Origin of the sequence: Idiomarina sp. A28L (assembly GCF_000218785.1) — a bacterium.
Lineage (GTDB): Bacteria > Pseudomonadota > Gammaproteobacteria > Enterobacterales > Alteromonadaceae > Aliidiomarina.
This window is the reverse complement of record NZ_AFPO01000020.1, coordinates 14,316-40,566: the sequence shown is the minus strand read 5'-3', so window position 1 is coordinate 40,566 and position 26,251 is coordinate 14,316. Positions and strand designations below refer to the sequence as shown.

Genomic DNA, 26,251 nt, shown 5'->3' with positions numbered 1-26,251 from the left:
GAAAAAAAGTAGCAGCATTAAGCTGCTACTGCATTCCCCGAGGAAGCCGAGCATCTTGGCTTGCTTCTAGCTGCTCCTTCCATTGTTCTTTTGCGGTTAAACCACCGCTGTTTGCTGCTTTCTTCGCTTTTGGTTTTGCCGTGGCAGCCTTTTTAGTGGATCCCTGTTTAGCAGTTGATTTCTTGCTTGTCGCCTTTTTAGAGACCTCTTTTTTTGCTGTAGATTTCGCCGGCTTGGCTGCCTTTTTAGCGGTATCTTTCTTAGTTGTGGTTTTCTTATCAGTATCTTTTTTGCTAGCCGGCTTACCGGAATATTCGGCTGTAAGTTCAGCTACTTCCGCCAAACGCACGTTTTTACCGCCATCTATGCTATACCAACCACTATTGTCTTCCACTTTGGGTGCCTTCCCATGGGCTTTCTTATAAGCCGCACTGAAATCAGCAAGCACCTGTTCTTTATCAAGTTTGCTCATCGTGTATTCCCTTTGTGTTAAGATAATATCGTGCTTCTTTTTTATACCTATTTTTAACGTGAGTGTCTAATTTATGCAGCGCAATGATCTATTAAAACAGCTTAATAATTGGTTACAGCCGGAAATCGTTCAGGATTATTGTCCAAACGGGTTGCAAGTTGAAGGCAATGATCAGGTTGGTAAAGTAGTAACAGGAGTTACCGCAAGCCAAGCATTGGTGGATGCCGCAATTGAACAAGGCGCTGATACATTATTAGTACACCACGGCTACTTCTGGAAAGGTGAAGCTGAGCCCGTTGTGGGCATGAAACGAAAAAGGCTTGGCGCTCTCATTAGCGCCAACATTAATTTGATTGCCTACCATTTACCATTGGATATCCACCCTGAGTTTGGTAATAACGCGCAGCTTTTGCGCTTATTAGGTGCGAGTGAAATTGAATCGTTAGGTAACGTAACACCGGTTGGCATATTGCAGATTGGGAATTTCAGTGCGGGATTATCTGGCACTGAGCTTGCTAAAAAGCTAACAGTGCTGCTTGATCGTGAGCTTGTTGCTTGCGTAACCTCGGCGCATATTATAACCCGCGTAGCTGTTTGCACGGGCGGTGGTCAAGGCTTTATTGAGCAAGCGCTTGCTGCTGGTGCCGATGCTTTTATTACGGGCGAGGTTTCTGAGCAAACCATTCATATTGCAAGAGAATGTGGAATCCAATTTTTCGCCGCTGGGCACCATGCAACCGAACGGTATGGCGTGAAGGCTCTTGGTGAAAAGATTGCAGCTGAGCTTGGTTTAACTGTGGCTTTTATCGATATTGATAACCCAGCGTAGTTGTTTTGCATTGTAAGTGCATCGAAAATGCGTTGTAGCACAAATTATCCAGAGCTTTATGGAATTCGATAGCTAGGCAGGAACTTTCATGGTTGATCGCGCTTTTGAGAGCGATGTGAAACGCTTTAATAAAAATATTTATCAAACCGAAAAAGGGCAGATACGCGAAGCTGTGCTTTCGGCTGATTTATCGTTCCTATGGCAATCACAGCCCGAAAACGGAGCTGAAGCGCTTACCTGTATTGATGTAGGCGGTGGTTTAGGGCAAATAAATAGCCAGTTTGCTAAAGCCGGATATCAAGTTACCCATACTGATATCGCCGCTGAAATGGTTGTTGGCGCAGAAGAAGAACACAGCAAACAAGGAATTTCTCAGCATTACCGTTACTTACAATCAAGCTTACAGAAACTCGATGATGTTATTGGTAATGAACAGTTTGATGTGGTGCTTTGCCACGCAGTATTAGAGTGGCTGGCAGATCCGTACGCAGCGTTAACCCCTTTAATCGAGCGCGTAAAGCCTGGAGGTTGGTTATCATTGATGTTTTATAACCTCGATGCCAAGCTCATGGCAAATATGATTTATGGCAACTTTGATTACGTTAATGCGGGTTTGCAAGTTAAAAAGAAAGTACGGTTTAGCCCGAATTATCCGCTAAAACCAGAAAATGTAATAGCAAGGCTAGGGCAATTTCCAGTAACGCTGGTTACTCATTCCGGTGTTCGTTGTTTTCATGATTACATGCGTAAACCAGATTATAACGCTGAGCAATTGCTTGCACTCGAGTTGCAATATCGTAATCAGAATCCCTATCGGCAGTTAGGCCGATACCAACATTTATTATTAAAAAAGGATAGAACATGACAACTTCAGTAGCGTTTATTGGGCTTGGTGTAATGGGCTACCCCATGGCGGGCCATTTACAGCGGGCTGGCTATGATGTGTGTGTTTATAACCGTACATTTGCAAAAGCTGAAAAGTGGCAAAAAGAATTTTCTGGGCGTGTAGCAGAAACCCCCGCAGCGGCTGCTAAAGGTGCCGAAGTAGTATTTGTGTGTGTGGGCAATGATTCTGATGTTCGTAGTGTTGTGTACGGCGATAGCGGCGCTTTAGCGGGTATGTCGGCCGGCACCATTCTAGTAGATCATACAACGGCTTCTGCCGATTTAGCTCGGGAACTTGCCGAGGCTGCGGCTAAACATAGTGTGGCGTTCTTAGATGCGCCAGTATCTGGTGGCCAAGCTGGGGCCGATAACGGCCAATTAACGGTTATGTTAGGTGGTGAAGCGAGCGATTTATTGCAGATATCGGCGATGCTAGAAACCTATTCGCGCCACGTTGGTTTGCAGGGCCCGGTAGGCTCTGGACAACTTGCCAAGATGGTAAATCAGATATGTATCGCGGGTGTGGTTCAGGGTTTAGCCGAGGGCTTACAATTTGCTAAAAATGCAGGGCTCGATCAAGAAAAGCTTGTTGCGGCTATTAGCAAAGGCTCTGCAGGGAGCTGGCAAATGGAGAACCGCTCCAAAACCATGTGGGAAGGTGAGTTTGATTTCGGTTTCGCGGTTGATTGGATGCGAAAAGATTTGCAGATTGCGCTGAAAGAAGCGAATAAAAATGGTTCTCGCTTGCCGGTTACTGCGCTGATTGATCAGTTTTATGCTGATGTGCAGGTAAATGGCGGTAGCCGCTATGATACATCGAGCTTGATTACGCGTTTTCAAACCAAGTAATACCGAAACGTTTTTCAAATTTCTAAAAAGTAAACATTAAAAAAGGCTGAGTTTTTCAACTCAGCCTTTTTCGGTTATAGATTTCAGATTAATTCAACATTACTGAATTAACGAATACCCATTCGGCGAAGTGCCTGTTGGGTGAAATCCTGACGGCTTGGCTCGATTTCAAAATCCATGAAATCGCCTTCTTCGTTTCCTAAACCTAGCACTAGATAACGGCCGTTGTTTAAGTCGTAAAGCGCTTCAGCGGCCATCCACGGAACATCGTTACCGTAGTATTGCACGTTGTAAGCTTCACCTACACGCCACAATTCGCCACGGCCATCGTAGTGGTCGATAACTGATGCTGTCCAAGTATCTTCATCGATAAAGAAGTTACGCTGAGCATAAATATGTCGCTCCCCATCTTTAACTGATGCCTCCACAACCCACACACGGTGTAGTTCATAGCGAACATGATCTTGGTTCATGTGGCCAGGTTGCAAAATTTCAGAGTAGCGTAAATTCTCATCTAAGAGTTTGAAGTTGTTGTAAGGAATATACATTTCTTTCTTACCAACAAGCTTCCAATCGTACTTATCAGGTGCACCGTTGAACATATCCAAGCCATCAGAGGTACGCAAACCATCTGATGCAGTACCCGGGCCATCGTAAGCTACGTTAGGAGCACGGCGCACACGGCGTTGCCCAGCATTATACAACCACGCACGGCGGCTTTCTTTCGCTTGGTTAATTGTATCGTGTACTAACAATACAGTTCCGGTTAAACGAGCTGGTGCTAATACTTCTTGTAGGAAGTAAAACAGGATGTTGTCGTCGGCACGTTCATCTCGCCCGCCCTGTAAGTGCTCAGGCCATACCAGCTGTTCACGCAAACGAACCATTTCGTAATTACCGTTAGCCTGAACTGGGAACTGGCCAACAGTACGCTGCACTGCACCACCGCGGTAACGAGTAAGGTGGTTCCAAATAACTTCTAAGCCATCGTTCGGCACAGGAAACGGAACATAACCACTGAAGCCCTCAAGGCCATTACCGCCTTGAACTAATGATGCATTCTCCGCATTTGCTTTTACGATATCGTAAATATCTTGCGGGTAAGCAGCCGTTCGACGAGTTTGGTAGATATGCATTTTATACGTATCGTAACGACCAAACATAGCGATTTGCCCTGGGCTTAAACGCTCCCGGTGCTCATCTAGGTTTGCGTGCGTGATGGTATATAACGGTTCATCATCTGCAAATGGGTTCTGCGGGCGATGAACATCTTCACCTGGCTTAGAGAAACCGCCAGTCCATTCAGGGATCGAACCGTCGGCGTTTCCAGCACGCTCAGCGCCTAACGGAGTCAAGTCTTGCGCCAAACGTGCGGCATTTTCTTCTGAAACTGCTGCGTTGACGCCAGCCGAGACTAGCGATAGCGCCATGACCCCAGCAGTAAGCATGATTTTTTTCATTGTCGTTGTCCTTAAGTTCCTGTGCGTTCTTTTTTATTGGAACACCAGTCCGGAACGATCCGGATGGGGTTAGTTATGTAAGCTACACCAATTTTCAACAAAATAAAATACAAGAAAATTTCAATTCGGGGGTTTTCAAACGCCCGTTAGACTATACAATCAGGTACGAGAATAAATTTAATCAGATCAAATTGAATCTGTGATGACATCTGGAGTACCCAAATTATGAAACGGATTGCTTTAGCAGGTATGGTTTCAGCCCTGTTGACAGGGGCTGTGCTGAGCCAGCCGGTGGTTGCCGAAACCTACGATCCGCTATTTACCCCTTCGCCAATTGCGCCCCGAGCAACACAAGGTTTACTTGTTGGCGCTGAAAAATTCGGGCAAAACTTTGTGGTGGTGGGTGATTACGGCACTATTTTAACGGGTTCCGGTAACACAGATTGGCAGCAAAGTAGCGTGCCAACAAGTGTTTTGCTTACCTCAGTTTCTGTTGTTGACGAGCAACATATGTGGGCTGCAGGCCACCAAGGCGCACTTTTACAGAGTACTGACGGCGGTAAAGAGTGGGTATTGATAATGGATGGCCATCAATTACTGGAACTTGAATTTGCTTGGTTGCAAGAGAAAGAAGAAGAGCTCATTGCCGCTATAGAAAATGCAGAAGATGAATATGAAGCCGAAGAACTTGAATTTGCATTAGATGAACTTTCATTTCAAATGGGCGGCGCTGAAATTCAATACGAAGTGGGCCCAACTAAACCGTTTTTGGATGTGCATTTCTTTAACCGGGAGGTGGGTTTAGCTGTTGGAGCTTATGGCACCATTATTCGTACTACCGATGGCGGCCAAACTTGGAATGTAGTGAACGATGTGATTGATAACGTGATTGGCTACCACATCAATAAATTAGTGGAAGGGCCAGAGCAAAGCCTGATTCTGATTGGTGAGGCTGGTTTGTTAGCCCGCAGTGATGATATGGGTGAGAGTTTCGAAATGATTGATTCTCCGTACCATGGCTCTTTATTCGGCGCCTTATTTGATGATTCAGGTAGGCTTTGGCTGTATGGCCTCCGCGGCAATGTATTCGTTTCTGAAGATGGTTACAGTTTTGATGCCATTGATGTTGATACCCGCTACAACTTAAATGGCGGTTTAGCATTGAGCGATGGGCGTATTGTTTTAGTGGGGCATGCTGGTGTGATGATAGTTATTGAGCCTGATACTATGCAAGTTAGCCTCTTTAGCCACCCATCTGGCTCGCCGATTAGCGATATTCAGCAAGGGATCGGTAGTGAAGTGATTTTATTGGGCCGGGCTGGCCTGCAAACTTTTGCGCTTCCAGCGGCAAGCCAATAAGGAGATAGGATACACATGCAAGATTCAAATAAAGCAAACGCAATTAATGCGGAAGCGCATGGGAAAGCTTCATTCGCCGAGAATATGCTATTTCGTTATCGCATGTTTTGGGTACTGGTATTTGCAGCCTTAACGGCGTTCTTGTTATATCACGCTTCGCAGGTACGCCCAGATGCAAGCCTGCAAAAAATGATTCCCGCAAACCATGAATTTGTGCAGAACTATTTCAAATATGGCGATGATCTCTCTGTTATGGGGAATGCCATCCGTATTTCAGTAGAAACAACTGATGGCGATATATTCGACCCTGAATACCAAGATTTGCTTCGTCGCGTAACCGATGAAGTTTCTTTTCTGAATGGTGTTAACCGTTCGGGTATGCGCTCCATTTGGACACCAAACGTACGTTGGTCGGAAGTAACGGAAGATGGCTTTGTGGGTGGCCCGGTTATTCCACAAAACTACGATGGCACTGAAGAATCATTAGCGCAACTGCGGCAAAATATATTGCGTTCGGGCACAGTAGGCGATTTAGTTGCGAACAATTTCCGCTCTGCACTTATCTATGTGCCGTTAAACGAAATCGATCCGGAAACGGGTGAGGCACTCGATTACCATGAATTTTCACAGCGCCTAGAAAGCGAAATTCGCAGCCAGTTTGAATCTGAGAATATTAATATTCAAATCGTTGGTTTTGCGAAAGTAGTGGGTGATTTAATTGATGGCGCGTTGCTCGTTGGCGTGTTCTTTATTATTGCCATGATTATCACCTTCGGCATGCTGTTCTGGTACAGCCGCTGTATTCGTAGTTCCGCCGTTGTGTTGTTGTGTTCGGGAATCGCGGTAATTTGGCAGCTCGGCATCATCAAGCTTATTGGCAGCGGTATAAACCCTTATTCAATGCTTGTGCCATTTTTAGTGTTCGCAATTGGCGTAAGCCATGGTGTGCAAATCATCAATGCGGTAATTGGGAATCACGCTGATGGTGCTAATAAAGTTGATGCCTCTCGCTTTGCTTTCCGCGGTTTGTATGTTGCCGGCTTAACAGCGCTGGTATCTGATGCCGTTGGCTTTACCACATTGATGGTAATCGATATTGCGGTAATCAAAGAGCTCGCGATTGCGGCGAGTATTGGTGTTGCCGTTATTGTGCTTACCAATTTGGGCTTACTACCGATTCTTACTTCGTATTTGGGAGTGAGTAAAGGTGGTGTTGCCTATATGAAGAAGGTGCAAGGTAAAAACCATCCTGTATTCCAACTCTTTGATCGTTTCACTCAACGCAAATGGGCTATTCCTGCGGTGAGTATTGCCGTACTAATGAGTGTATGGGGTATTTATCAAGCGCAGAACCTGCAAATTGGTGATTTGGATAGTGGTGCGCCAGAGTTGCGTGCTGATTCACGTTATAACCTTGATAACGCCTTCCAAGTTGCTAACTACAGTGCGAGTACGGATATCTTCGTGGTCATGGCAGAAACAGCGCCAGGCGAATGTATTGCTTATGAAAATTTAGCACTTATCGATCGGTTCCAATGGCACATGGAGAATGTGCCAGGCGTACAGGCGGTTCGCTCTATTGTTTATGTTTCTAAGCTAGGTATGGCTGGAACTAATGAAGGTAACTTGAAGTGGTCGAGTGTGAACCGCGATAACTTCATTGTTAACGCTTCAATTTCGCAAGCGCCAAGTGGCCTGATAAATAACGATTGTAGTATGGCGCCAATCATTATTTATTTGAACGATCACAAAGCCGATACATTGAATCGTGTTGTTGATGAGGTGCGGGGCTTTTCGGAGCAATACCCTACAGAATCAGTAAACTTTCTTTTAGCGGCGGGCAATTCCGGTATTGAAGCTGCTACTAACAAAGTAATTGATGATGCTCAATTCCGCATGCTGGTGTGGGTGTACGGTGTTGTTATTGTACTTTGTTTTATTACTTTCCGGAGTATTCGCACAGTGCTCTGCATCGTATTACCTTTGATGTTTACCACTATTATGAGCCAAGCGTTAATGTCGATGCTGGGAATAGGGGTTAAGGTTGCTACGTTGCCGGTTATCGCACTCGGGGTCGGTATCGGCGTCGATTACGGTATCTATATATACAGTAAGATGCGCGAAGCCCTAAATAGAGGCGAAGGCCTAACGGAAAGCTACCTATTCGCTCTTTCTAAAACAGGTAAAGCAGTTGGCTTTACTGGATTAACGTTAGCGATTGGTGTGGCAACGTGGATTTGGTCGCCCATCAAGTTCCAAGCGGATATGGGTTTATTACTAACCTTTATGTTTATTTGGAATATGTTAGGTGCATTGATTCTTATACCAGCGCTTGCGTGTTTATTTAAGGTAGGACCGAAGAAGGAACCGAAACCAATCGCGTAGTTAATGTTAAGTTTTTTAACAAAGACGTTGATTTTATGTTTAGTTTCGATTTATTCTTGCTGAGCTTAGAGTAGGGGTTTACCCCTTGCTCTGATTGAATGGGAGCAGTGGTAGCCCTAAAGAGCCACATAATAATAAATCTAAAGTCACTAAGAGTGATCCAGGGAGAGCTCTACATGTATACAAACAGCAAACTAAGCAAATCTATCCGTTTGGCGTTAGCATTTGGTGCAGCGTCATCGTTAGCATTTGCGGGGGGCGTTAACGCCCAAGAAGAAAACGACGAAGAAGAAGAAGCTCGAAGCGAACGCCCAGAGCGAATTCAAGTTGTTGGTTCACGTATCCGTACTGATGGTTTAGATAGCGCTACGCCAATCGATATCATCAGCACCGAAATCGCAAGCGAGCAGGGCTTGAACACGCTGGGTGAATTGTTGCGTACCTCTACTATCGCATCAGGTTCAGATCAGCTTATTTCTGCATACTCTGTAGGTTTCGTAACCTCAGGTGGTGCAGGCGCCGAATCAATTTCAATGCGTGGTTTAGGTGCTAACCGTACATTAGTACTTTTAAATGGTCGCCGTGCAGGGCCTGCAGGTACTCGTGGTCAGGTATCAGCATTTGATATGAACTCGCTGCCAGTTTCGGCTGTTGAGCGTGTTGAAATCTTGAAAGATGGTGCATCTTCACTTTACGGTTCTGATGCGGTAGCCGGTGTAATCAACATCATCACTAAACGTGGCGATGATAAGAGCATTAACGTTTCTGCTAGCCAGCCTTTCGAATCAGGTGGCGAAACGTTCCGTGTAAACGGCACTTACGGTACTGCGTTCGATCGTGGTTCATACCGCATCGTAGCTGATTACAACTTAAACACTGGTCTAAAACGTGGCGATCGTGATCACTTCGGTTGTCCTACTCGCTACTTATTTGATATCGAAACTGGTGAACGTGGCGATCCAATCGACCCGCGCACTGGCGATTTCCATTGTAACGATAATGGTTTCGGTTTGTGGGTAAACAATGGCGGCCGCTTCCAGTTTGATCGCGATGGTTTTGGCTTCCCGAATGCTGCATCAGGTGATGAATACGGGAACCCACTGTTAGCACAAGCTCCAGATGGTTGGTATTGGGCTGGTCATAACTTTGAAACTGATGGTTGGTACGATAACTCTTCAGATCTTCATAAAAACCGTACAATGATTCCAAAGTCTGAGGTTTGGTCTATTTATCAGCAAGCTGATTATGATCTTACCAACAATGTTTCTGCATACGCTGAATTAATGCACAGTCAACGTACTACTGAAATCGATTCAGTGCGTCAGTTCTGGACATCTAACCCTGGTTTAGCGTCATTCATTCCAGTAGATACGTTACCAGGTTGGGAAGCCATCAACCCTGCATTGGGTGTAATGCCAGTGGCATTAACGGATCACTTTAGTAGCGAAACTACTGTAGATTACAGCCGTTTCGTACTTGGCCTTGAAGGTGCCTTAGGTTACTGGAACTGGGATGTTTCTTGGCAGCGTTCATTAAACCGTGGTGAATACAAGCAAGATATTATTTATCGCGATTCAATGGTTATGGCTCATGAAGCATTGCTTGGTTTACGTGATTGTGGCCCAGGTGAAGTAACTGAGTTCTCACAGAAGCAATGTGTACAGCTAAACTGGTTCACTGATGGCCACTTAACTGGAACCAACTATGGCGATGCGCAAGCGGATTTCATCTTTGGTAACGACAAAGGTAAAACCGTTTATAAACAAGATACAGTAGACGCGTATATCACGGGTGATGTTCTTGATTTACCAGCGGGTCCTTTGGCAACTGCAGTAGGTGTGGCTTATCAAACTGATGAACTGCAAGATACTCCTGGTTTCCATACTCGCAACGGTAACTCTTGGGGCTTAAGTTCTGCAGGTATTACTGCTGGTCGTTCTACGACTACTGCAGCTTATGCAGAAATTCAAGCGCCATTAGTTCGTGATGTATACTTGATGGAAGCTTTAGATTTAACCGCTTCTGCGCGTTATACCAACGTAAACACCTATGGTAGCGGCGAAACATATAAACTTAGCGCTAACTGGACAATCGGTAACGGTTTCCGCATGCGTGCATCGCGTGGTACTTCGTTCCGTGCTCCAGCATTGTTCGAATTGTTCTTAGAAGGCCAAACTGGTTTCCTAGGGCAGCTTAGTGATCCGTGTGTAAACTGGGTTGAGTCTACTAATGAAATCTTGCAGGCTAACTGTCAAGCGGCTGGCGTACCTGATACGTACATTGCAGCAGTTGGTGGTTCAATGACTTCAATCACTGGTGGTGGTGCAGGCCAATTAGAAGCCGAAACTTCAACTTCTGAAGGTATTGGTTTGGTTTATACTAGCCCAGAGAGCACGTTTGCCGTTTCTGCGGATTATTACGATGTAACTATTCGTGGCCAAATCTCAAACGTAGCTGGCGGAACAGTACTTGCTAACTGTTATTTCAGTGAAGCAGGTTTTGATAACGAACCGTTCTGTCGTCAGATCACTCGCCGTACGGGTAATGAAGGTAATAACTTCGATTGGGGTGTTGAAACCGTTCGTGGTGGTTACTTGAATACTTCTGAGCAGCGTGTTCGCGGTGCAGATTTTGTTGTAACTTACCAAACAGAAACTCCGGTTGGTCATGTTCGCATGCGTTTGAACCATACCTCTACCATTGAGCGTTATTTCAAGCAGTTCAGTGACAGCGATCCAATTCAGTTCGTTGGTCGTGTAGGTAACCCGAAACAATCAGGTAACTTAAACACTACCCTTACGCGTGATGATTGGAGTTTCAACTGGAACATCCAGTATGTAGATCGCGTATCTAACAATCACCTATACACTCGTGGTGATATTGTTACTTACCGTGGAGAAGATTACCGCGTAGTTGGTTCTACTGGCCGTTATTTCATGCATTCAGCATCAGTTAATACTACTGTTGGTGATAACTTAGATGTGACTTTTGGTATTGCGAACTTATTTGATAGACTTCCACCACAGGCTTCACCTTCACGAGTTAACACTGCGGGTAACACTATGCTGTTCGCTTCTCAATATGAGTTATTGGGCCGCCGTGCATTCTTGAACATGTCTTACTCTTTCTAAGTTAGAAGTTGTAACTAGAATTAGTTAACATTTTTGAGTGAAATATAAACACCAACCAGCAATGGTTGGTGTTTTTTTTATGTTTTACGGAACTTTTTTGTAAAAATGCGTTGAACAGGCCATTAACCGCCGTGGTTTTGTTGATCTTTACTATCCTTTAACATTATTATGATTCATTGGCACATTCGGTTGTGAACCGTCCGCTAATCTTATGAGCACAGCTCGTTGGCATCTATAGCTGTTATATAAACAAACTTATACACATTGCTGTTCGGCTAAAGGTTCATTTTGTTGGTTTGCTTTGGTTCTGGCTTTCGGCAGGCACGGGCAGAGTATTAAAATGAAATCTAGGCACAGTGCTTGAAATAGCACTGAATGGCACCCCAGGGAGTAAATCAATGTTTACTAATAATAAAATAAGCAAATCTATACGTATCGCGTTGGCCTTTGGCGCCGCTTCTACGTTAGCATTTGCTGGTAGCGCAAGCGCCCAAGAAGAAGATGAAGAAGAAGTGCGTAGCGAACGCCCTGAAAGAATTCAGGTAGTAGGTTCGCGTATTCGTACCGATGGTTTAGATAGTGCAACACCTATCGATATTATCAGCGCTGAAATCGCAACAGAGCAGGGTTTAAATACCTTGGGTGAATTGTTACGGACATCAACCATTGCTTCTGGTTCCAACCAATTAATTTCTGCAATGAGCGTTGGTTCTGTAACTGCCGGTGGTGCAGGTAACGAATCAATTTCAATGCGCGGCTTAGGTTCTAACCGCACTCTAGTATTACTGAACGGACGCCGGGCTGGGCCTTCAGGTACTCGCGGGCAGGTAGCTGCTTTTGATATGAACGCTTTACCCATTTCTGCGGTTGAGCGAGTTGAAATATTAAAAGATGGAGCTTCTTCTCTTTATGGTTCTGATGCTGTTGCGGGTGTAATTAACATCATCACTAAACGCGGCGATGAATCAAGCATCAACGTTAGCGGCAATCAACCATTAGAACGTGGTGGCGAAACTTTCCGTATCAATGGTACTTGGGGTACAACATTCGATCGCGGCTCATTTCGAGCAGTAGCTGATTATAACGTACAAACTGAATTACAGCGCGGTGACCGTGATCATTTTGCATGCGGCCAACGCTATATGTTTGATCCAGCAACTGGTGAGCAAGTAGACCCAATCGATCCGCGCACGGGCAACATCCATTGTAACGATTTACCTTACGGTATGTGGTTGTGGAATGCAGGTGCGAGCAACTTTACTTCAAGAATTACATCATTCGATTACAGTGGTTATAACCGTGCAAACGGTACACCAACTTACACTCAAACTCAGCCTGGCGATATTTCAGCACCGGACGGTTGGTTTCCTGTAGGTTATTCACGTGAGACTGATGCATTGCTTGATACTCAGCATCCGTTCCAAGATCTTCAAACAATGGTTCCTGAAACAAAAACGGCATCTGTATATTTTCAGGGTGACTACGATTTAACGAACAATATTTCAATGTATGCAGAGTTAATGCATAGCCGCCGCGAAACTTCTATAGATAGCTATCGTCAATTCTGGATGGATCCGATGTTGAATCCACTTGGATCGTGGGGATTAGTTGATGGTTGGGACGGCGATGTATGGATTGACCCTACTGCAATTACGGACCATTCCGGCTCGGTAACTACCGTTGACTACACACGTGCTGTGTTAGGCCTCGAAGGCGCAATTGGTTACTGGAATTGGGATATTTCGTACCAACGTTCATTGAATAGCGGTGAGTATCAGCAAAAAGTTATCTTAGAAGATGCTCTCGATATGGGCGCAGAATTAGGTATTTACGCTCCAGATGCGTGTGCGGGGTCAATTACGCCGATTTCCGGTCGTGAGTGTCATTTAATTCCTTTCTTCACACCTGAGTACATTTACGGTGATTTCGATCAAGGAACTCGTGATTTCTTATTTGATACTGAAACGGGTAAAACTATTTACAAGCAAGATACTGTTGATGCTTATGTAACAGGTGATTTGATCGATTTGCCAGCAGGCCCCTTAGGTGCTGCGTTTGGTGTATCTTATCAATCTGATGAAATCCAAGACACTCCTGGTGAAGTAACGCTTGCAGGTAACTCTTGGGGTATGACGAGTGCGGGTATTACAGCCGGTAAATCGAATACAAAAGCGGTTTACGGTGAAGTTCAAGCTCCTCTATTACGTGATTTACCGTTTGTAGAATCTCTTGATTTAACAGCTTCAGCCCGCTATACAGACGTTTCAACATACGGTTCTGGAGAAACCTTTAAAGTAAGTGCAAATTGGAATATCGCAAATGGCTTCCGTATTCGGGCTTCTCGCGGTACTTCGTTCCGTTCGCCAGCACTATTTGAATTGTTTTTGAAGGATCAAACAAGCTTCTTCGACCAGCGTAATGACCCATGTTTCAACTGGGGACAAGCTGATGAAGCTGGCACATTGAACGCTATTGTTCGAGCGAACTGTATTGCCGACGGCATTCCAGAAGACTACAACCAAGACTTTGGCTCAGCTACAGCTATTACAGCTGGTGGTGCAGGGCGTTTAGATGCAGAGACTTCTGTTTCTGAGGGTATTGGTTTAGTTTGGGCCTCAGAAGATAACCGTTTTGCTGCTTCAGTTGATTATTACGATGTAATTATTCGTGACCAAGTTAGTAACATAGGTGGTTCATCAATTGTAAACTTATGTTATAGCTCAGAGAACTTTGCCACTGAACCTTTCTGTGAGCAATTCGACCGCAATGACGGAACAAACGGTAACTACAATATTACTGAAGTTCGCGGAGGCTATGTTAACGTAGCTGAGCAAACAGTACGCGGTGCTGATGTTGTACTTACTTACATGGATGAAACTCCTTACGGTTCTCTTCGAGTGCGTTTGGATCATACGATTCAATTTGAACGTATTTTCCGTCAGTTCCCAGATAGTGCAGAAATCAATTCAATTGGTCGTTTGGGTAATCCTAAGCATTCTGGAACTTTGAACGTTGGTTTAGTACGTGATTCTGTAAGCTTTAACTACGCCATTCGTTACGTGGGTAAAGTGTCAAACGATTCACTTTATGCAAACGGACCATTCACTACCTACCGTGGTGAAGAAGTTCGCGTTGTTGCTAGTGGTCCTACAACCCTTTATCACACGTTATCAGTGAATAAGTCGTTCGACGATGGAGTAGACCTTACCGTTGGTGTACGCAACTTGTTTGACAAGAAGCCACCAAGCGCAAGCCGTTTAGGCTCACGCGCGTCAGTTGTTGGTAATGCGATGCTGTATTCGCAATATGACCAAATTGGCCGTTCTGTGTTCTTGAACCTTGGTTACACGTTCTAAGAAACACTTTGGCGAAAGCTAATAGGTAAATAACGAAAGCCCTAACTGAATGGTTAGGGCTTTTTTGTTGTTTGATGCGAAGTGAAAGATACCAATGCCATACTTTGGTTTGTTTAGAGCGTCATTAAATAATCGGCTAACGATTTTAAAATTGCCATTTTGCGTGGGTCTTGCTGGTGTTGCTCTGCGAGTTGCTCTAGCTTCAGAACAAATTCATCACTACTTAAGAATGCTTCGCCACCATGCACCAATCGGTTTTGGCAGTGTTGTTTCCAACGCTCAGCTTCACTAGCACTTAATGTGTGTGGGAAGTTTCTTGCGCGGAATCGAAATAGCAGCACCGGTAAACGAGGGTCGTCTAGTGGTAATTCAATACCTGCAAGCTGTTCAGGGCTTGCTTGTTGAATCATATTCATGTGTGTTTTTGCTTGTGCACTGAAAAAACCACCCGAATATAAAGCTAAATCAGCATCAGCCCGTTCAGGATCTTCGTTAGCTACAAGCCGATCATCTTTATCAAGAATTGCAGCAAGTAGGTGATCTCGAAGGGTACTATCGTTGGCTAGTAACGCTCGGTTCGTTTCTACGGCTGCGATATCAATGCCAGCGTTCTGAGCCTGAGCTTCAGCAAGGGTTTTTTCTGGAGCTAGAAAAGGGCATTGGTTCAGTGTGATAGTAATTAACCCAGGGCGTTCACCCTGCAGCTCTTCGCGGCTAGCAAATAACTGCGCGTTGATTTCTGCCGCACTCTTATCGCGCCAAAATTCGGGGTTAGCATCTAAACGCCAGGCAATCAGTTGATTTTGATTCTCTGGGTGGAATGCAATCGGAAATACCCATTGCACATAGCGTGATTCAGCACCGAAAAAGCCGCTTACGTAAACCAGCATACTTTGATTAAGTAAAGCGCTCTCAACCAAATCAATTAACTTTTTCTTTCGCCGAATATCGAAGCTGTAGTTATACAGTTTTGGCTGCGCGTGCATTATCTTCTTGGCCAGCTCTATGCTTGCATGTACATCTGCCATGGCATCGTGGGCATTCGTATGTTCAATGCCATTAGCGGGCGCAAGCTGATCTAATTTAAGACTAACATTTCCTTCTTCATTCGTTGGCCATTCAATTCCTTCGGGGCGCAGGGCATAGGTAGCGCGCACTAAGGTTAATAAATCCCAACGAGAATTATCGTTTTCCCAACTGTAAGCGTAAGGATCGATAAAGTTTCGGTAAAAGAGAAAACGGGTCATTTCATCGTCGTAGCGAATATTGTTATAACCAACAACAGTGGTTTGGTGTTGGCTAAATTCCTGATGAATTCGCCGTGCAAATTCGCATTCAGGCAGGCCACGTTGATTAGCCGCTTGCGGTGTTATACCGGTGATTAAACAGGCTTCAGGGTGCGGCAGATAATCAGGCGATAGCCGGCAATATATTTCTAAGGGCTTACCGATAATATTCAGCTCACGATCGGTACGCACACCCGCAAACTGCATTGGCCTATCGGCGCGTGGGTTTATACCGCCAGCTTCGTAATCATGCCAATAAATTGTGGGATTTGTCATGGCGAGTTTTCTCTCATGGTTTAAACTTATAAAGCAAGGATAACACCGCGAAGGGCTTGTATGCGAGCAGCAAGCATGATGATATTAGCGTATTGTATACAAGCTTAGCACAACCAAAAAACGAGGATTTCATGAATAATAAAGTGTGGAACAAAGCTAACAACAAGTTTATTGATAAACCTGCCCGCAAAACGCTTCTTTCGGCAGCTGTTTTGGCAGCCGCATTTGGCTTAAGCGCGTGCAGTGATGCACCAGAATCTGAGCAATCGAACACTGATTTTGCAGCAACTCCAATTGCCATTGCTATTCATGGTGGTGCAGGAACTATAACTCGCGAGAGTATGAGCCCAGAACGTGAGGCGCAATTCAATGCTGCGCTCGATCTTGCGCTAGAGATGGGTTACAGCATTCTTGAAAATGGCGGCACTAGTGCTGATGCGGTTATTGCAGCTATTCAAAGTATGGAAGATAACCCGTTGTTTAACGCCGGCAAAGGCGCGGTTTATACCTACGAGGGTGGCCATGAGCTCGATGCATCAATTATGCACGGTGGTACCCGTAATGCTGGTGCAGTTTCAGGTGTTGGGCGGGTGAAAAGCCCGATCGAGTTGGCTCAAGCAGTAATGGATAACTCTCGGCATGTAATGTTAAGCGGAGTAGGTGCTGAGCAATTTGCTCGCGAACAAGGCTTAACTATGGTGCACAATAGCTATTTTAATACCGAGCATCGTTTTCAGCAGTTACAAGAAGCCCTTGATGGCTTACAAAGCCAATCATCTGCAAGCGATTATCGTGCTATTGCGGCTAATGAACATACAAATCCAATATTTAATATGGGTACAGTAGGAGCTGTTGCACTTGATGTTGAAGGGAACCTAGTAGCAGGTACATCAACTGGTGGAATGACAGCGAAACAGTATGGCCGAATTGGCGATTCCCCCATTATTGGTGCGGGTACTTGGGCCGATAATGAAAGCTGCGCAGTTTCTGCTACTGGGCATGGTGAATACTTCATTCGTTACCATGTAGCTGCTGATATTTGTAATCGTGTTAAATATCTTGGTGAAACGATTGATCAGGCCGGCGAGTATGTAATTCACGAAACCTTACTACCAGTGGGTGGCACCGGCGGTGTAATTATCCTTGATGCAGCAGGTAATGTGAGTATGCCTTTCAACACTGAGGGTATGTATCGCGGCTTTAAAACCAGTAATGCTGGCAAGCAAATAGGGATTTACAAGCAGTAAGGATTTATAAGCGAAAGGAGTAATATTATGCGTTCGATAAAAGTACAAGATTACATGAATCGACATCCATTAAAATTTACTCGAAAAATGCCGATAGAAGAGGCGGTGGCACTCTTGGTTTCTGCTCATCAAAGCGGCGGCCCAGTGGTTGATGACAATAAGCAAGTGATTGGCTTTCTTTCGGAACAAGATTGTTTGCGGATGATGCTAAAAGGCACTTATCATAATGAGCAATCGGCCAATGTTGAAGATTGCATGAGTGCTGAGGTGCTTACTGTCAACATGGATGCTGCGGTGGTTGATTTAGCGCAAACATTAGGTAGTAACAAGCCCAAGGTTTATCCCGTTGTTGATTACGAGAAACAATTAGTGGGCGTAATCAGCAGAACCGACGTATTACGTGCTATTGATTTATACCAGCGCGAATCACACGGGAAGCACTAGTTATTAGGTTGATATTTGAGAGCCGGCCAATAACATAGGCTTAGGCCGCTAGGTTTGCTAAACTTAGCGGCCTTATTTTTTGTGTTTGCTGGCTTTTAGCTCTTTTTTAGTGCTGGTTTTGGTTCGTTTAAGGAAGTGATTTTATTCATGTCTGAAGTTGTAGCCCGAGTTATAAAATATCCTGAGCAGTTGCCGGTAGTTGCCGATAAAAAGCGTATTCAAAACGCCATTCGCGATAATCAGGTAATTATTCTGGCCGGCGAAACAGGCTCGGGAAAAACCACACAGCTGCCAAAAATGTTGCTTGAAATGGGCTATGCAGAAAAGGGCATGATTGGCCATACGCAGCCGCGCCGGTTGGCTGCTCGATCGGTTGCACAACGAATTGCTGATGAACTTGAAGAGCCCTTGGGTAAAACCGTGGGTTTTAAAATTCGTTTCCAAGACACCGCTTCAGCAGACACATCAATAAAACTCATGACCGACGGTATTTTGCTGGCCGAAATGCAACACGATCGTTTGTTACAAAAATATTCAGCGATCATCATCGATGAAGCTCATGAACGATCATTAAATATTGATTTTTTGCTTGGAGTATTGCGCCAACTTATCGATAAAAGGCCTGATCTAAAAGTTATTATTACATCAGCCACTATTGAAACAGAGCGTTTCTCGAAACACTTTGCCGATGCCCCAGTAATCGCGGTAGAAGGGCGAACCTTTCCAGTAGAAACACGCTATCGGCCTCTACAAGAGGGTGATGACGAAACCGAACAAGACGTTATTCAAGGTATTTGCGATGCCGCCAGCAGCTTAGTAAACGAAGGCCCTGGTGATATCCTGGTATTCCTCAGTGGTGAACGGGAAATTCGTGATACAGCAGATGCGCTTAATGATACCTTTCGCGAGTTGCCGCAACCGATAGAAATAGTGCCGTTGTATGCACGGCTATCGGCAAGCGAACAAAACCGCATTTTTCAACCGCATAATAGCCGCCGAATCGTACTTGCCACCAATGTGGCGGAAACATCGTTAACCGTGCCCGGAATTCGCTATGTAATTGATCCAGGTAGTGCCAGAATTTCTCGCTATAGTTATCGCACAAAAGTGCAGCGGCTGCCTATCGAGCCTATCTCACAAGCCAGTGCGAACCAACGTGCAGGCCGTTGTGGCCGGGTTGGCCCAGGTATTTGCGTACGTTTATACAGTGAAGAAGATTTCTTGAATCGCCCGGAATTTACCGATCCGGAAATTCTCCGTACTAATTTAGCCTCAGTAGTTCTGCAAATGGCAACGCTAAAGCTGGGCGATATTCGCAAGTTTCCTTTTCTACAAAGGCCTGACGAACGCTTTATTACCGATGGCATTCGCTTACTCGAAGAGCTTGGCGCTATGCAAGGCGCAGGCCGCAAGCAGCAACCCAAGCTAACGGCGGTAGGACGCTCTATCGGGCGTATGCCGGTAGATCCGCGCCTAGGGCGTATGTTGCTTGCCGCTAGTGAGTTAGGGTGCGTTAGAGAGCTTCTTGTTATTACTGCTGCGTTAAGTATTCAAGATCCGCGCGAGCGGCCCCATGATAAGCAACAAAAAGCAGATGAGCTGCATAAACGCTTTGTTGATAAAGATTCCGATTTTTTAGGGTATTTAAACCTTTGGAATTACGTTCAGGAATTACAAAAAGAGCTCAGCGGAAATCAGTTCCGTAAGCGCTGCAAACAAGAACTTATTCATTATTTGCGCGTGCGGGAATGGCAAGATTTATACACGCAACTGCGCCAAAGTGTTCGTGAGCAAGGCATTCGGATTAACGAAGAACCAGCAGATTACAGCAGTATCCATCGAGCGCTTTTAACCGGATTGCTTTCGCATATAGGTAATAAAGATGAAAAGCACCAATATATGGGTGCGCGGCAGAGCCGTTTCTTTATTTTTCCCGGTTCAGCGCTGTTTTCAGCTAAGCCAAAGTGGCTAATCGCAGCGGAGCTGGTGGAAACTTCGAAACTTTACGGCCGTTACGTAGCGAAAATAGAGCCAGAATGGATTGAGCCCGCGGCCGAACATCTAGTGAAGCGTAATTACCATGAGCCTCGCTTCTCGAAAAAGCTGGGTGCGGTAGTGGCTACAGAGCAGGTTACGCTTTATGGTTTGCTTATTGTGGCTGGGCGGCGAGTTCAATACGGCAGGATTGACCCTGTTGAATCGCGCCGTATTTTCATTCTTGAAGCATTGGTTAATGGCAACTTGCGCGAAGTATTGCCGTTTATGAAAGCGAATCAAAAGCTCATTGAATCGGTTCGTGAACTCGAAGATAAATCGCGCCGCCGCGATATTCTAATCGATGAAGAATCGCTTTTTCATGCCTATGATGAAGTGCTTCCAGAAGATATTTATGATGAGCGCCGCTTAAAACGCTGGTGGCAGCATGCTCGCAAGGCTGAGCCACAAATACTTTGCTTCAGCCGTGAGCAACTGATGCAGCAAGAGGCGAGCCATGTAACCGCAGTAGATTACCCTGATGAGTGGGCGCAGGGGCGCTTACGCTTGCCGCTCACGTATGTATTTGAGCCAAATGATATTGACGATGGTGTTTCGGTTGATATTCCCTTACCGGTATTGAACCAAGTTGAGCCGTATGGTTTCGATTGGCAAATTCCAGCGTTGCGTGAGCAATTGGTGATAGCCCTCATTAAGAGCTTACCGAAAAACTTGCGGCGTAATTTTGTACCGGCACCAAACTACGCCCAAGCATTTTTACAGGCAATTAGCCCAGAAGAAGCGGGTGGGGAGCTAGCCCTGTTGCAGGTATTGAGTGCGAAACTAAAACGCATGACAGGGGTTGAGGTTCCGCTCGATGCATGGAATTTAGCTGCGGTGCCTGATCATGTGTTAATGAACTTCCGCATACTCGGTGAAGATGGCAAAGTTTTAGGGCGTGCGCGCAAGCTCAAAGATTTGCAACACCAATTGCAGCCCAAGCTAACCGAAACTTTAAAAGCAACTGCGGGTGATGATATTGAGCGCGAAGGCTTAACTGATTGGAATTTCGGCGAAGCGCCAAAAGCAGTAGAAAAGAAAACTGGGCGTTTTGCTATTAAGGCTTTCCCGGCATTGAAAGATGAAGGAAAAAGCGTTGCTATTCGAGTTTTTGATAGCGAAGCCGATGCTGAACGTTCGCACCGCCAGGGTTTACGTAAGTTGGTAATGTTGCAAATTCCTTCGCCCGTTAACTATTTACGCGCAAAACTTCCGAATAAGGCAAAACTTGCACTGTATTTTAATCCTTGGGGCAAAGTAGAAGCTTTAATTGAAGATTGTATGTTGGCTGCGATAGATTCGCTTATTGATGATCAATTACCGAATAACGATGAAGAGTTCCGAAAGCTTACCAATATGATTAGGGCTGAATTAAACGATAAAACCCTAGGTATTGCGGAACAGGTAGAACGGTGCTTGCTGCTGAGCCATCAGGTTCAGAAACTAATTAAAGGAAAGATCCCATTAACCTTAGTGCAATCATATAATGATGTGAAAGCGCATTTAGGGCGTTTGGTTTACCCTGGATTTGTAAGTGATTTTGGTGTGGTGCGCTTAATCGATGCTGAGCGGTATTTAAAAGCGTTGGTACAACGAGCAGAAAAGCTTCCGGTAGACCCGAATAAAGATAGGATTCGGAGTTTACAGCTTGAGAAGCTCGAGGCTCATTGGCAAGAACTCTATAAAAAGGTGCCAAAAGGCGACCCGATTCCAACTGAGCTTGCTGATTTTCGTTGGTATTTAGAGGAATTCCGGGTATCTACTTTTGCTCAGCAGCTGGGTACGGCATTTCCGGTATCAGAGCAAAGGTTGAAACAAAGATTAAATGAGATAGAAAAACTGCTCCGCGCTTAGTTCTGTTGGTTTCGGAGAATTGGCTAGGAGCAGTTGTGTATCGAACTTGGCTCGCTGATTGCTGGTAATACAGGCTATGGGCGCTAAAAAGCGAGCTAGTGAAGAAGCTAGGCGTACAAACCGAGGTTTGCTTTGGCGTAGGCTTCAAACTCTGTGCAACCGCCCACATGCGCTTCATCTACAAAAATTTGTGGCACTGTCATTACTGGCTTGCCTACTGTTTTTTCTAAATCAGCTTTAGTAATACCTTCTTTTTGCATATCAACGTATCGATATTCAAAATCATCACGTTGGCCTGCGAGTTGTTTGGCAATTTGCTCGGCACGTACACAAAAAGGGCAGCCAGGGCGGCCAAAAATTACTGTTAACATCGTGCGCTCCTGTAGAAATACATTCGTAAATTAAATCGTGCTGCATTATGGCAGAGCTGGCGAATCGCCGAAAATCGATTAATACGATATGGCCATTCTGCTTAAACGATTGTGTTATTTATGTTCTAAAGTTAAATCAGTTTCTGCTTGGCATACGCAAGGTAAAATATCACCTGGCCGAATATATGCTAGTGGATCGGTAGTATAGCGAACGGAGCCACTAATTAGTTTGGTACGGCATGCACCGCAAAAACCATTACGGCAGTGATAGCGTGTTTCTAAGCCAGTGGTTTCCATAATTTCAAGCAAAGAGGCCGGGGCATCAGCCGCGACCTCAATGTGAATCACTTCATTTATGGTGATGTTAAACGAAGCCATGGGATCAGAGATCAAAATCTCCGAAATCATCAATGCTTACTTGGCTATCGATTTGGCCAACTAAGTACGAGCTAATCTCGGCTTCTTGTGGTGCAACCTGCACATTATCCGATACCAAATACTTGTTCATCCAAGGCAACGGGTTGTTCTTTTGAGCAAATTCAGGCTCAAAACCAATCGCTTGCATGCGCAGATTAGCAATGTACTCTACATATTGGCATAGAATTTGTTCATTCAAGCCAATCATTGAACCATGCTGGAACAAGTACTTCGCCCATTGTTTTTCTTGCGTTACCGCTTTTAAGAATATTTGCCGGGCTTCTTCTCGGCATTCTTCGGCGATTTCTTTCATCTCAGGATCGTCTTCGCCGTATTGCCAAAGATTAATAATGTGTTGAGTAGATGATAGATGTAAGTTTTCATCACGAGCAATGAGGCGAATGATTTTTGCGTTACCTTCCATGAGCTCGCGCTCTGCAAAGGCAAACGAACAAGCAAAGCTCACGTAGAAGCGAATTGCTTCTAATGCGTTCACTGAATTGATACACAAAAATAATTTCTTTTTCAGATCGCGAACGCTTACATGATAGGTTTCGCCATCAATGGTGATATCGCCTTCACCATGTGTTTGCCACAACTGAGTGTAGAAAATTAAATCATCGTAGTACTTAGAGATATCAATTGCGCGAACTTGAATCTCATCATTTACCATGATGTCATCAAATACATGGCTTGGATCGGTAAAAAGATTTCGCAAAATATGCGTGTAAGAACGTGAATGAATCGTTTCTGAAAACGACCAGGTTTCTATCCACGTTTCTAACTCGGGTAGCGATACAATAGGCAAAAGCGCAATGTTTGGGCTGCGGCCTTGCACTGAATCTAACAAGGTTTGGTATTTCAAGTTAGAAATGAAAATGTGCTTTTCACTATCTGAAATCTTGTTGAAATCAACACTATCACGGCTTACATCTACTTCTTCTGGGCGCCAGAAAAAGCTAAGCTGTTTTTCGATAAGCTTCTCGAAAATAGGGTGGCGCTGTTGATCATAGCGCGCCACATTAACTGAGTTTCCAAAAAACATCGGCTCTTCGAGTGCATTTGTGGTTACTTGACTAAATGTAGAATATCGCATGCTTACCTCAAATTTTGCAGGCGCCGCCAGCACAATCATCGTCTTCTTCGATAATGGCGGTTACGGCTTGGTTTGCTTTTTCTTCAAGCTTCTTACGCATCTCGGCAGGCATATCCGTTTGGCTATCTGAAGCACCATCACGAGTGTTGTGATAATACATAGTTTTCACGCCAAGCTTGTATGCGTATAGTAAATCTTGCAGCAGTTGCTTCATTGGCACGCGGCCGCCTTCAAACTTACCTGGATCGTAGTTGGTATTTGCTGAAATTGTTTGGTCAACAAACTTCTGCATAATCCCTACCAGCTCTAAGTACCCTTTATTACTCGGTATTTGCCATAACAGTTCATACTGATCTTTCAAATTCTCATAATCTGGAACTACTTGCTTCATCACCCCATCTTTGGAAGATTTAACACTTACGTGGCCACGTGGAGGTTCAATACCATTCGTAGCGTTGGATATTTGTGAAGAGGTTTCTGAAGGCATTAGCGCCGATAGTGTTGAGTTTCTTAAACCATATTTTTTTACTGATTCACGCAATGTTTCCCAATCATAATGCAGCGGCTCAGAGCAAACCGCATCAAGATCTTTTTTGTAGGTATCAATCGGTAAAATACCTTGAGAATAGGTAGTTTCATTAAATTTCAGGCAAGCGCCTTGCTCTTTCGCTAGCTCATTCGAAGCTTTCATTAAATAATATTGAATCGCTTCAAAGGTACGGTGAGTTAGGCCATTGGCACTACCATCGGAATAACGAACACCGTTTTTCGCCAGATAATAGGCATAGTTGATAACACCAATACCAAGCGTACGGCGTGCCATAGATGCGTTTTCGGCAGCGGGTACCGGATAATCTTGATAATCCAATAGGTTATCTAATGCACGAACGGCTAAATCAGCAAGCTCTTCAAAATCATCCAACGATTTGATAGCGCCAAGGTTGAACGCCGAAAGTGTACAAAGCGCAATTTCACCATTTTCATCATTAATATGTTCAAGCGGCTTTGTTGGTAACGCTATTTCTAAACACAGGTTGCTTTGCCGAACCGGAGCCAATTTAGGGTTAAATGGGCTATGGGTGTTGGTATGATCAACGTTCTGCAAATAAATACGGCCAGTGCTTGCACGTTCCTGCATGAACAAACTAAAGAGCTCAATTGCTTTAATACGCTTCTTACGAATACTTTCATCGGCTTCATACTGCACATATAAACGTTCGAACTCATCTTGGTCCGCAAAGAATGCATCATATAGCCCTGGAACATCAGAAGGGCTAAACAATGTAATATATTGATCTTTTACCAAGCGTTGATACATGGTTTTGTTGAATTGCACGCCGTAATCAAGATGACGAACACGGTTTTCTTCTACACCGCGGTTGTTCTTTAATACCAGTAGCGATTCAACTTCTAAATGCCAGAGTGGGTAGAATAGGGTAGCCGCGCCGCCACGAACACCACCTTGCGAGCAGCTCTTTACTGCGGTTTGGAAGTATTTAAAAAATGGAATACAACCAGTGTGGAATGCTTCGCCGTTACGAATAGCACTACCAAGCGCACGAATTCGGCCGGCATTAATACCAATACCAGCACGTTGCGATACGTATTTCACAATAGCGCTCGCAGTGGCATTGATTGAATCTAAGCTATCACCGCACTCAATCAGCACGCATGAGCTGAACTGGCGGGTAGGCGTGCGCACACCCGACATAATCGGTGTTGGTAATGATATTTTAAACTGTGAGGTAGCATCGTAAAAACGGCGAACGTAATCGAGCCGCTTTTCTTGTGGGTACTTAGCAAACAAGCAAGCCGCTACCAATATATATAAGAACTGCGCACTCTCATAGACCACACCAGTAATGCGGTTTTGAACGAGATATTTACCTTCAAGCTGCTTTACCGCCGCATATGAGAAATTTAGATCACGGCTGTGCTCGAGGAAGGTGTCCATTTCTTCAAGTTCAGCTTGAGTGTAATCTTCTAAAATATGCTTATCGTAGCGATTCATACTCACCATTTTGCTTACGTGATCGAACAATTTAGGTGGTTCGAACTGACCATAGGCCTTTTTACGTAGATGGAATATCGCTAACCGTGCGGCAAGGTACTGATAATCAGGAGCTTCTTCACTTATCAAATCAGCAGCGGCGCGAATGATAGTTTCATGGATATCGGCAGTTTTTATGCCATCATAAAATTGAATGCGTGAGCGCAATTCAACTTCAGAGACAGAAACGTTTTTAAGGCCTTCAGCTGCCCAGCTAATTACCCGATGAATCTTTTCTAAATCTAGTACTTCGCGTACGCCGTTGCGTTTTGTAACGTGAATAGGTTGGCTCATGGTTCCCTCACTGATGTTTTTCGTAGCACTATATCTTGTGTTTAATGATTGCGCTTGGGCTCTTTTTACACAATATATAGTGTTGCGTTGCTGAGGGGTATGCTAGTCATGTAAGGGCATTTTATCAAGCACCAAATTGCAAATTTTGGTAAGGAA

At 44.7% G+C, this 26,251-nt stretch carries 17 protein-coding genes; 10 read left to right on the top strand and 7 right to left on the bottom strand.

Going from position 1 to position 26,251, the window contains the following annotated elements:
* Positions 1–25: 25 nt before the first annotated feature.
* The gene (locus A28LD_RS07050) at positions 26–472 is read right to left on the bottom strand and encodes a hypothetical protein (RefSeq protein ID WP_007420389.1); all 447 of its coding nucleotides are present in this window, start codon (positions 470–472) and stop codon (positions 26–28) included.
* Between the two features lie 73 nt (positions 473–545).
* On the opposite strand from A28LD_RS07050, the gene A28LD_RS07045 reads away from it, so the two are divergent.
* From A28LD_RS07045 to A28LD_RS07035, 3 genes are all read left to right on the top strand, one after another.
* Positions 546–1,301, top strand: a complete 756-nt coding sequence (locus A28LD_RS07045; RefSeq protein ID WP_007420388.1) for a Nif3-like dinuclear metal center hexameric protein — start codon at positions 546–548, stop codon at positions 1,299–1,301.
* 88 nt (positions 1,302–1,389) lie between these two features.
* A complete protein-coding gene (locus tag A28LD_RS07040) occupies positions 1,390–2,166 on the top strand; it encodes a methyltransferase domain-containing protein (RefSeq protein WP_007420387.1) in 777 nt (258 codons plus the stop codon).
* Complete coding sequence (locus A28LD_RS07035; protein ID WP_007420386.1) at positions 2,163–3,035, top strand: NAD(P)-dependent oxidoreductase; 873 nt, start codon at positions 2,163–2,165, stop codon at positions 3,033–3,035. The genes A28LD_RS07040 and A28LD_RS07035 overlap by 4 nt, the downstream gene beginning before the upstream one ends.
* A gap of 107 nt (positions 3,036–3,142) precedes the next feature.
* Here A28LD_RS07035 and A28LD_RS07030 read toward each other — a convergent pair whose 3' ends face one another.
* Positions 3,143–4,495, bottom strand: a complete 1,353-nt coding sequence (locus A28LD_RS07030) for a DUF1329 domain-containing protein (protein WP_007420385.1) — start codon at positions 4,493–4,495, stop codon at positions 3,143–3,145.
* A gap of 225 nt (positions 4,496–4,720) precedes the next feature.
* On the opposite strand from A28LD_RS07030, the gene A28LD_RS07025 reads away from it, so the two are divergent.
* From A28LD_RS07025 to A28LD_RS07010, 4 genes are all read left to right on the top strand, one after another.
* Positions 4,721–5,854 carry a WD40/YVTN/BNR-like repeat-containing protein gene (locus A28LD_RS07025; RefSeq protein WP_007420384.1) on the top strand — a complete coding sequence of 378 codons (1,134 nt, stop codon included), beginning with the start codon at positions 4,721–4,723 and terminating at the stop codon, positions 5,852–5,854.
* 15 nt (positions 5,855–5,869) lie between these two features.
* Entirely contained in the window at positions 5,870–8,239 is a 2,370-nt protein-coding gene (locus tag A28LD_RS07020; protein WP_007420383.1) for an efflux RND transporter permease subunit, read from the top strand.
* Positions 8,240–8,415: 176 nt separating this feature from the next.
* Positions 8,416–11,370, top strand: coding sequence for a TonB-dependent receptor plug domain-containing protein (locus A28LD_RS07015; RefSeq protein ID WP_007420382.1), 2,955 nt, complete (start codon positions 8,416–8,418; stop codon positions 11,368–11,370).
* Positions 11,371–11,768: 398 nt separating this feature from the next.
* Positions 11,769–14,726, top strand: a complete 2,958-nt coding sequence (locus A28LD_RS07010; protein WP_007420381.1) for a TonB-dependent receptor plug domain-containing protein — start codon at positions 11,769–11,771, stop codon at positions 14,724–14,726.
* Between the two features lie 113 nt (positions 14,727–14,839).
* Here the strand turns inward: A28LD_RS07010 and sbcB are convergent, their stop codons facing one another.
* The gene (gene sbcB, locus A28LD_RS07005) at positions 14,840–16,288 is read right to left on the bottom strand and encodes an exodeoxyribonuclease I (RefSeq protein ID WP_007420380.1); all 1,449 of its coding nucleotides are present in this window, start codon (positions 16,286–16,288) and stop codon (positions 14,840–14,842) included.
* A 131-nt stretch (positions 16,289–16,419) separates the two neighbouring features.
* Here sbcB and A28LD_RS07000 point away from each other — a divergent pair, with 131 nt between their 5' ends.
* The 3 genes from A28LD_RS07000 (at position 16,420) to hrpA (ending at position 21,867) form a co-directional block, all read left to right on the top strand.
* Positions 16,420–17,535 carry an isoaspartyl peptidase/L-asparaginase family protein gene (locus tag A28LD_RS07000; RefSeq protein ID WP_007420379.1) on the top strand — a complete coding sequence of 372 codons (1,116 nt, stop codon included), beginning with the start codon at positions 16,420–16,422 and terminating at the stop codon, positions 17,533–17,535.
* Between the two features lie 27 nt (positions 17,536–17,562).
* The gene (locus tag A28LD_RS06995) at positions 17,563–17,979 is read left to right on the top strand and encodes a CBS domain-containing protein (RefSeq protein ID WP_007420378.1); all 417 of its coding nucleotides are present in this window, start codon (positions 17,563–17,565) and stop codon (positions 17,977–17,979) included.
* A 147-nt stretch (positions 17,980–18,126) separates the two neighbouring features.
* Positions 18,127–21,867 (top strand): ATP-dependent RNA helicase HrpA, encoded by a 3,741-nt coding sequence (hrpA, locus tag A28LD_RS06990; RefSeq protein ID WP_007420377.1) that lies wholly within the window; start codon positions 18,127–18,129, stop codon positions 21,865–21,867.
* A gap of 107 nt (positions 21,868–21,974) precedes the next feature.
* Here hrpA and A28LD_RS06985 read toward each other — a convergent pair whose 3' ends face one another.
* The 4 genes from A28LD_RS06985 to nrdA form a co-directional block, all read right to left on the bottom strand.
* Positions 21,975–22,238, bottom strand: coding sequence for a GrxA family glutaredoxin (locus A28LD_RS06985; protein WP_007420376.1), 264 nt, complete (start codon positions 22,236–22,238; stop codon positions 21,975–21,977).
* Positions 22,239–22,352: 114 nt separating this feature from the next.
* Positions 22,353–22,631: a class I ribonucleotide reductase maintenance protein YfaE gene (yfaE, locus tag A28LD_RS06980; RefSeq protein ID WP_237704255.1), complete on the bottom strand. Its 279-nt coding sequence runs from the start codon at positions 22,629–22,631 to the stop codon at positions 22,353–22,355.
* Complete coding sequence (gene nrdB, locus A28LD_RS06975; protein ID WP_007420374.1) at positions 22,621–23,751, bottom strand: class Ia ribonucleoside-diphosphate reductase subunit beta; 1,131 nt, start codon at positions 23,749–23,751, stop codon at positions 22,621–22,623. Before nrdB ends, yfaE begins: the two co-directional genes overlap by 11 nt.
* A 7-nt stretch (positions 23,752–23,758) precedes the next feature.
* Positions 23,759–26,095 (bottom strand): class 1a ribonucleoside-diphosphate reductase subunit alpha, encoded by a 2,337-nt coding sequence (gene nrdA, locus A28LD_RS06970; protein ID WP_007420373.1) that lies wholly within the window; start codon positions 26,093–26,095, stop codon positions 23,759–23,761.
* Positions 26,096–26,251: the final 156 nt, after the last annotated feature.

What these genes read in the sequence shown, in the direction of transcription:
- A28LD_RS07050 (WP_007420389.1), bottom strand. Translation starts at nt 472, where the DNA reads ATGAGCAAACTTGATAAAGAACAGGTGCTTGCTGATTTCAGTGCGGCT.
- A28LD_RS07045 (WP_007420388.1), top strand. Translation starts at nt 546, where the DNA reads ATGCAGCGCAATGATCTATTAAAACAGCTTAATAATTGGTTACAGCCG.
- A28LD_RS07040 (WP_007420387.1), top strand. Translation starts at nt 1,390, where the DNA reads ATGGTTGATCGCGCTTTTGAGAGCGATGTGAAACGCTTTAATAAAAAT.
- A28LD_RS07035 (WP_007420386.1), top strand. Translation starts at nt 2,163, where the DNA reads ATGACAACTTCAGTAGCGTTTATTGGGCTTGGTGTAATGGGCTACCCC.
- A28LD_RS07030 (WP_007420385.1), bottom strand. Translation starts at nt 4,495, where the DNA reads ATGAAAAAAATCATGCTTACTGCTGGGGTCATGGCGCTATCGCTAGTC.
- A28LD_RS07025 (WP_007420384.1), top strand. Translation starts at nt 4,721, where the DNA reads ATGAAACGGATTGCTTTAGCAGGTATGGTTTCAGCCCTGTTGACAGGG.
- A28LD_RS07020 (WP_007420383.1), top strand. Translation starts at nt 5,870, where the DNA reads ATGCAAGATTCAAATAAAGCAAACGCAATTAATGCGGAAGCGCATGGG.
- A28LD_RS07015 (WP_007420382.1), top strand. Translation starts at nt 8,416, where the DNA reads ATGTATACAAACAGCAAACTAAGCAAATCTATCCGTTTGGCGTTAGCA.
- A28LD_RS07010 (WP_007420381.1), top strand. Translation starts at nt 11,769, where the DNA reads ATGTTTACTAATAATAAAATAAGCAAATCTATACGTATCGCGTTGGCC.
- sbcB (WP_007420380.1), bottom strand. Translation starts at nt 16,288, where the DNA reads ATGACAAATCCCACAATTTATTGGCATGATTACGAAGCTGGCGGTATA.
- A28LD_RS07000 (WP_007420379.1), top strand. Translation starts at nt 16,420, where the DNA reads ATGAATAATAAAGTGTGGAACAAAGCTAACAACAAGTTTATTGATAAA.
- A28LD_RS06995 (WP_007420378.1), top strand. Translation starts at nt 17,563, where the DNA reads ATGCGTTCGATAAAAGTACAAGATTACATGAATCGACATCCATTAAAA.
- hrpA (WP_007420377.1), top strand. Translation starts at nt 18,127, where the DNA reads ATGTCTGAAGTTGTAGCCCGAGTTATAAAATATCCTGAGCAGTTGCCG.
- A28LD_RS06985 (WP_007420376.1), bottom strand. Translation starts at nt 22,238, where the DNA reads ATGTTAACAGTAATTTTTGGCCGCCCTGGCTGCCCTTTTTGTGTACGT.
- nrdB (WP_007420374.1), bottom strand. Translation starts at nt 23,751, where the DNA reads ATGCGATATTCTACATTTAGTCAAGTAACCACAAATGCACTCGAAGAG.
- nrdA (WP_007420373.1), bottom strand. Translation starts at nt 26,095, where the DNA reads ATGAGCCAACCTATTCACGTTACAAAACGCAACGGCGTACGCGAAGTA.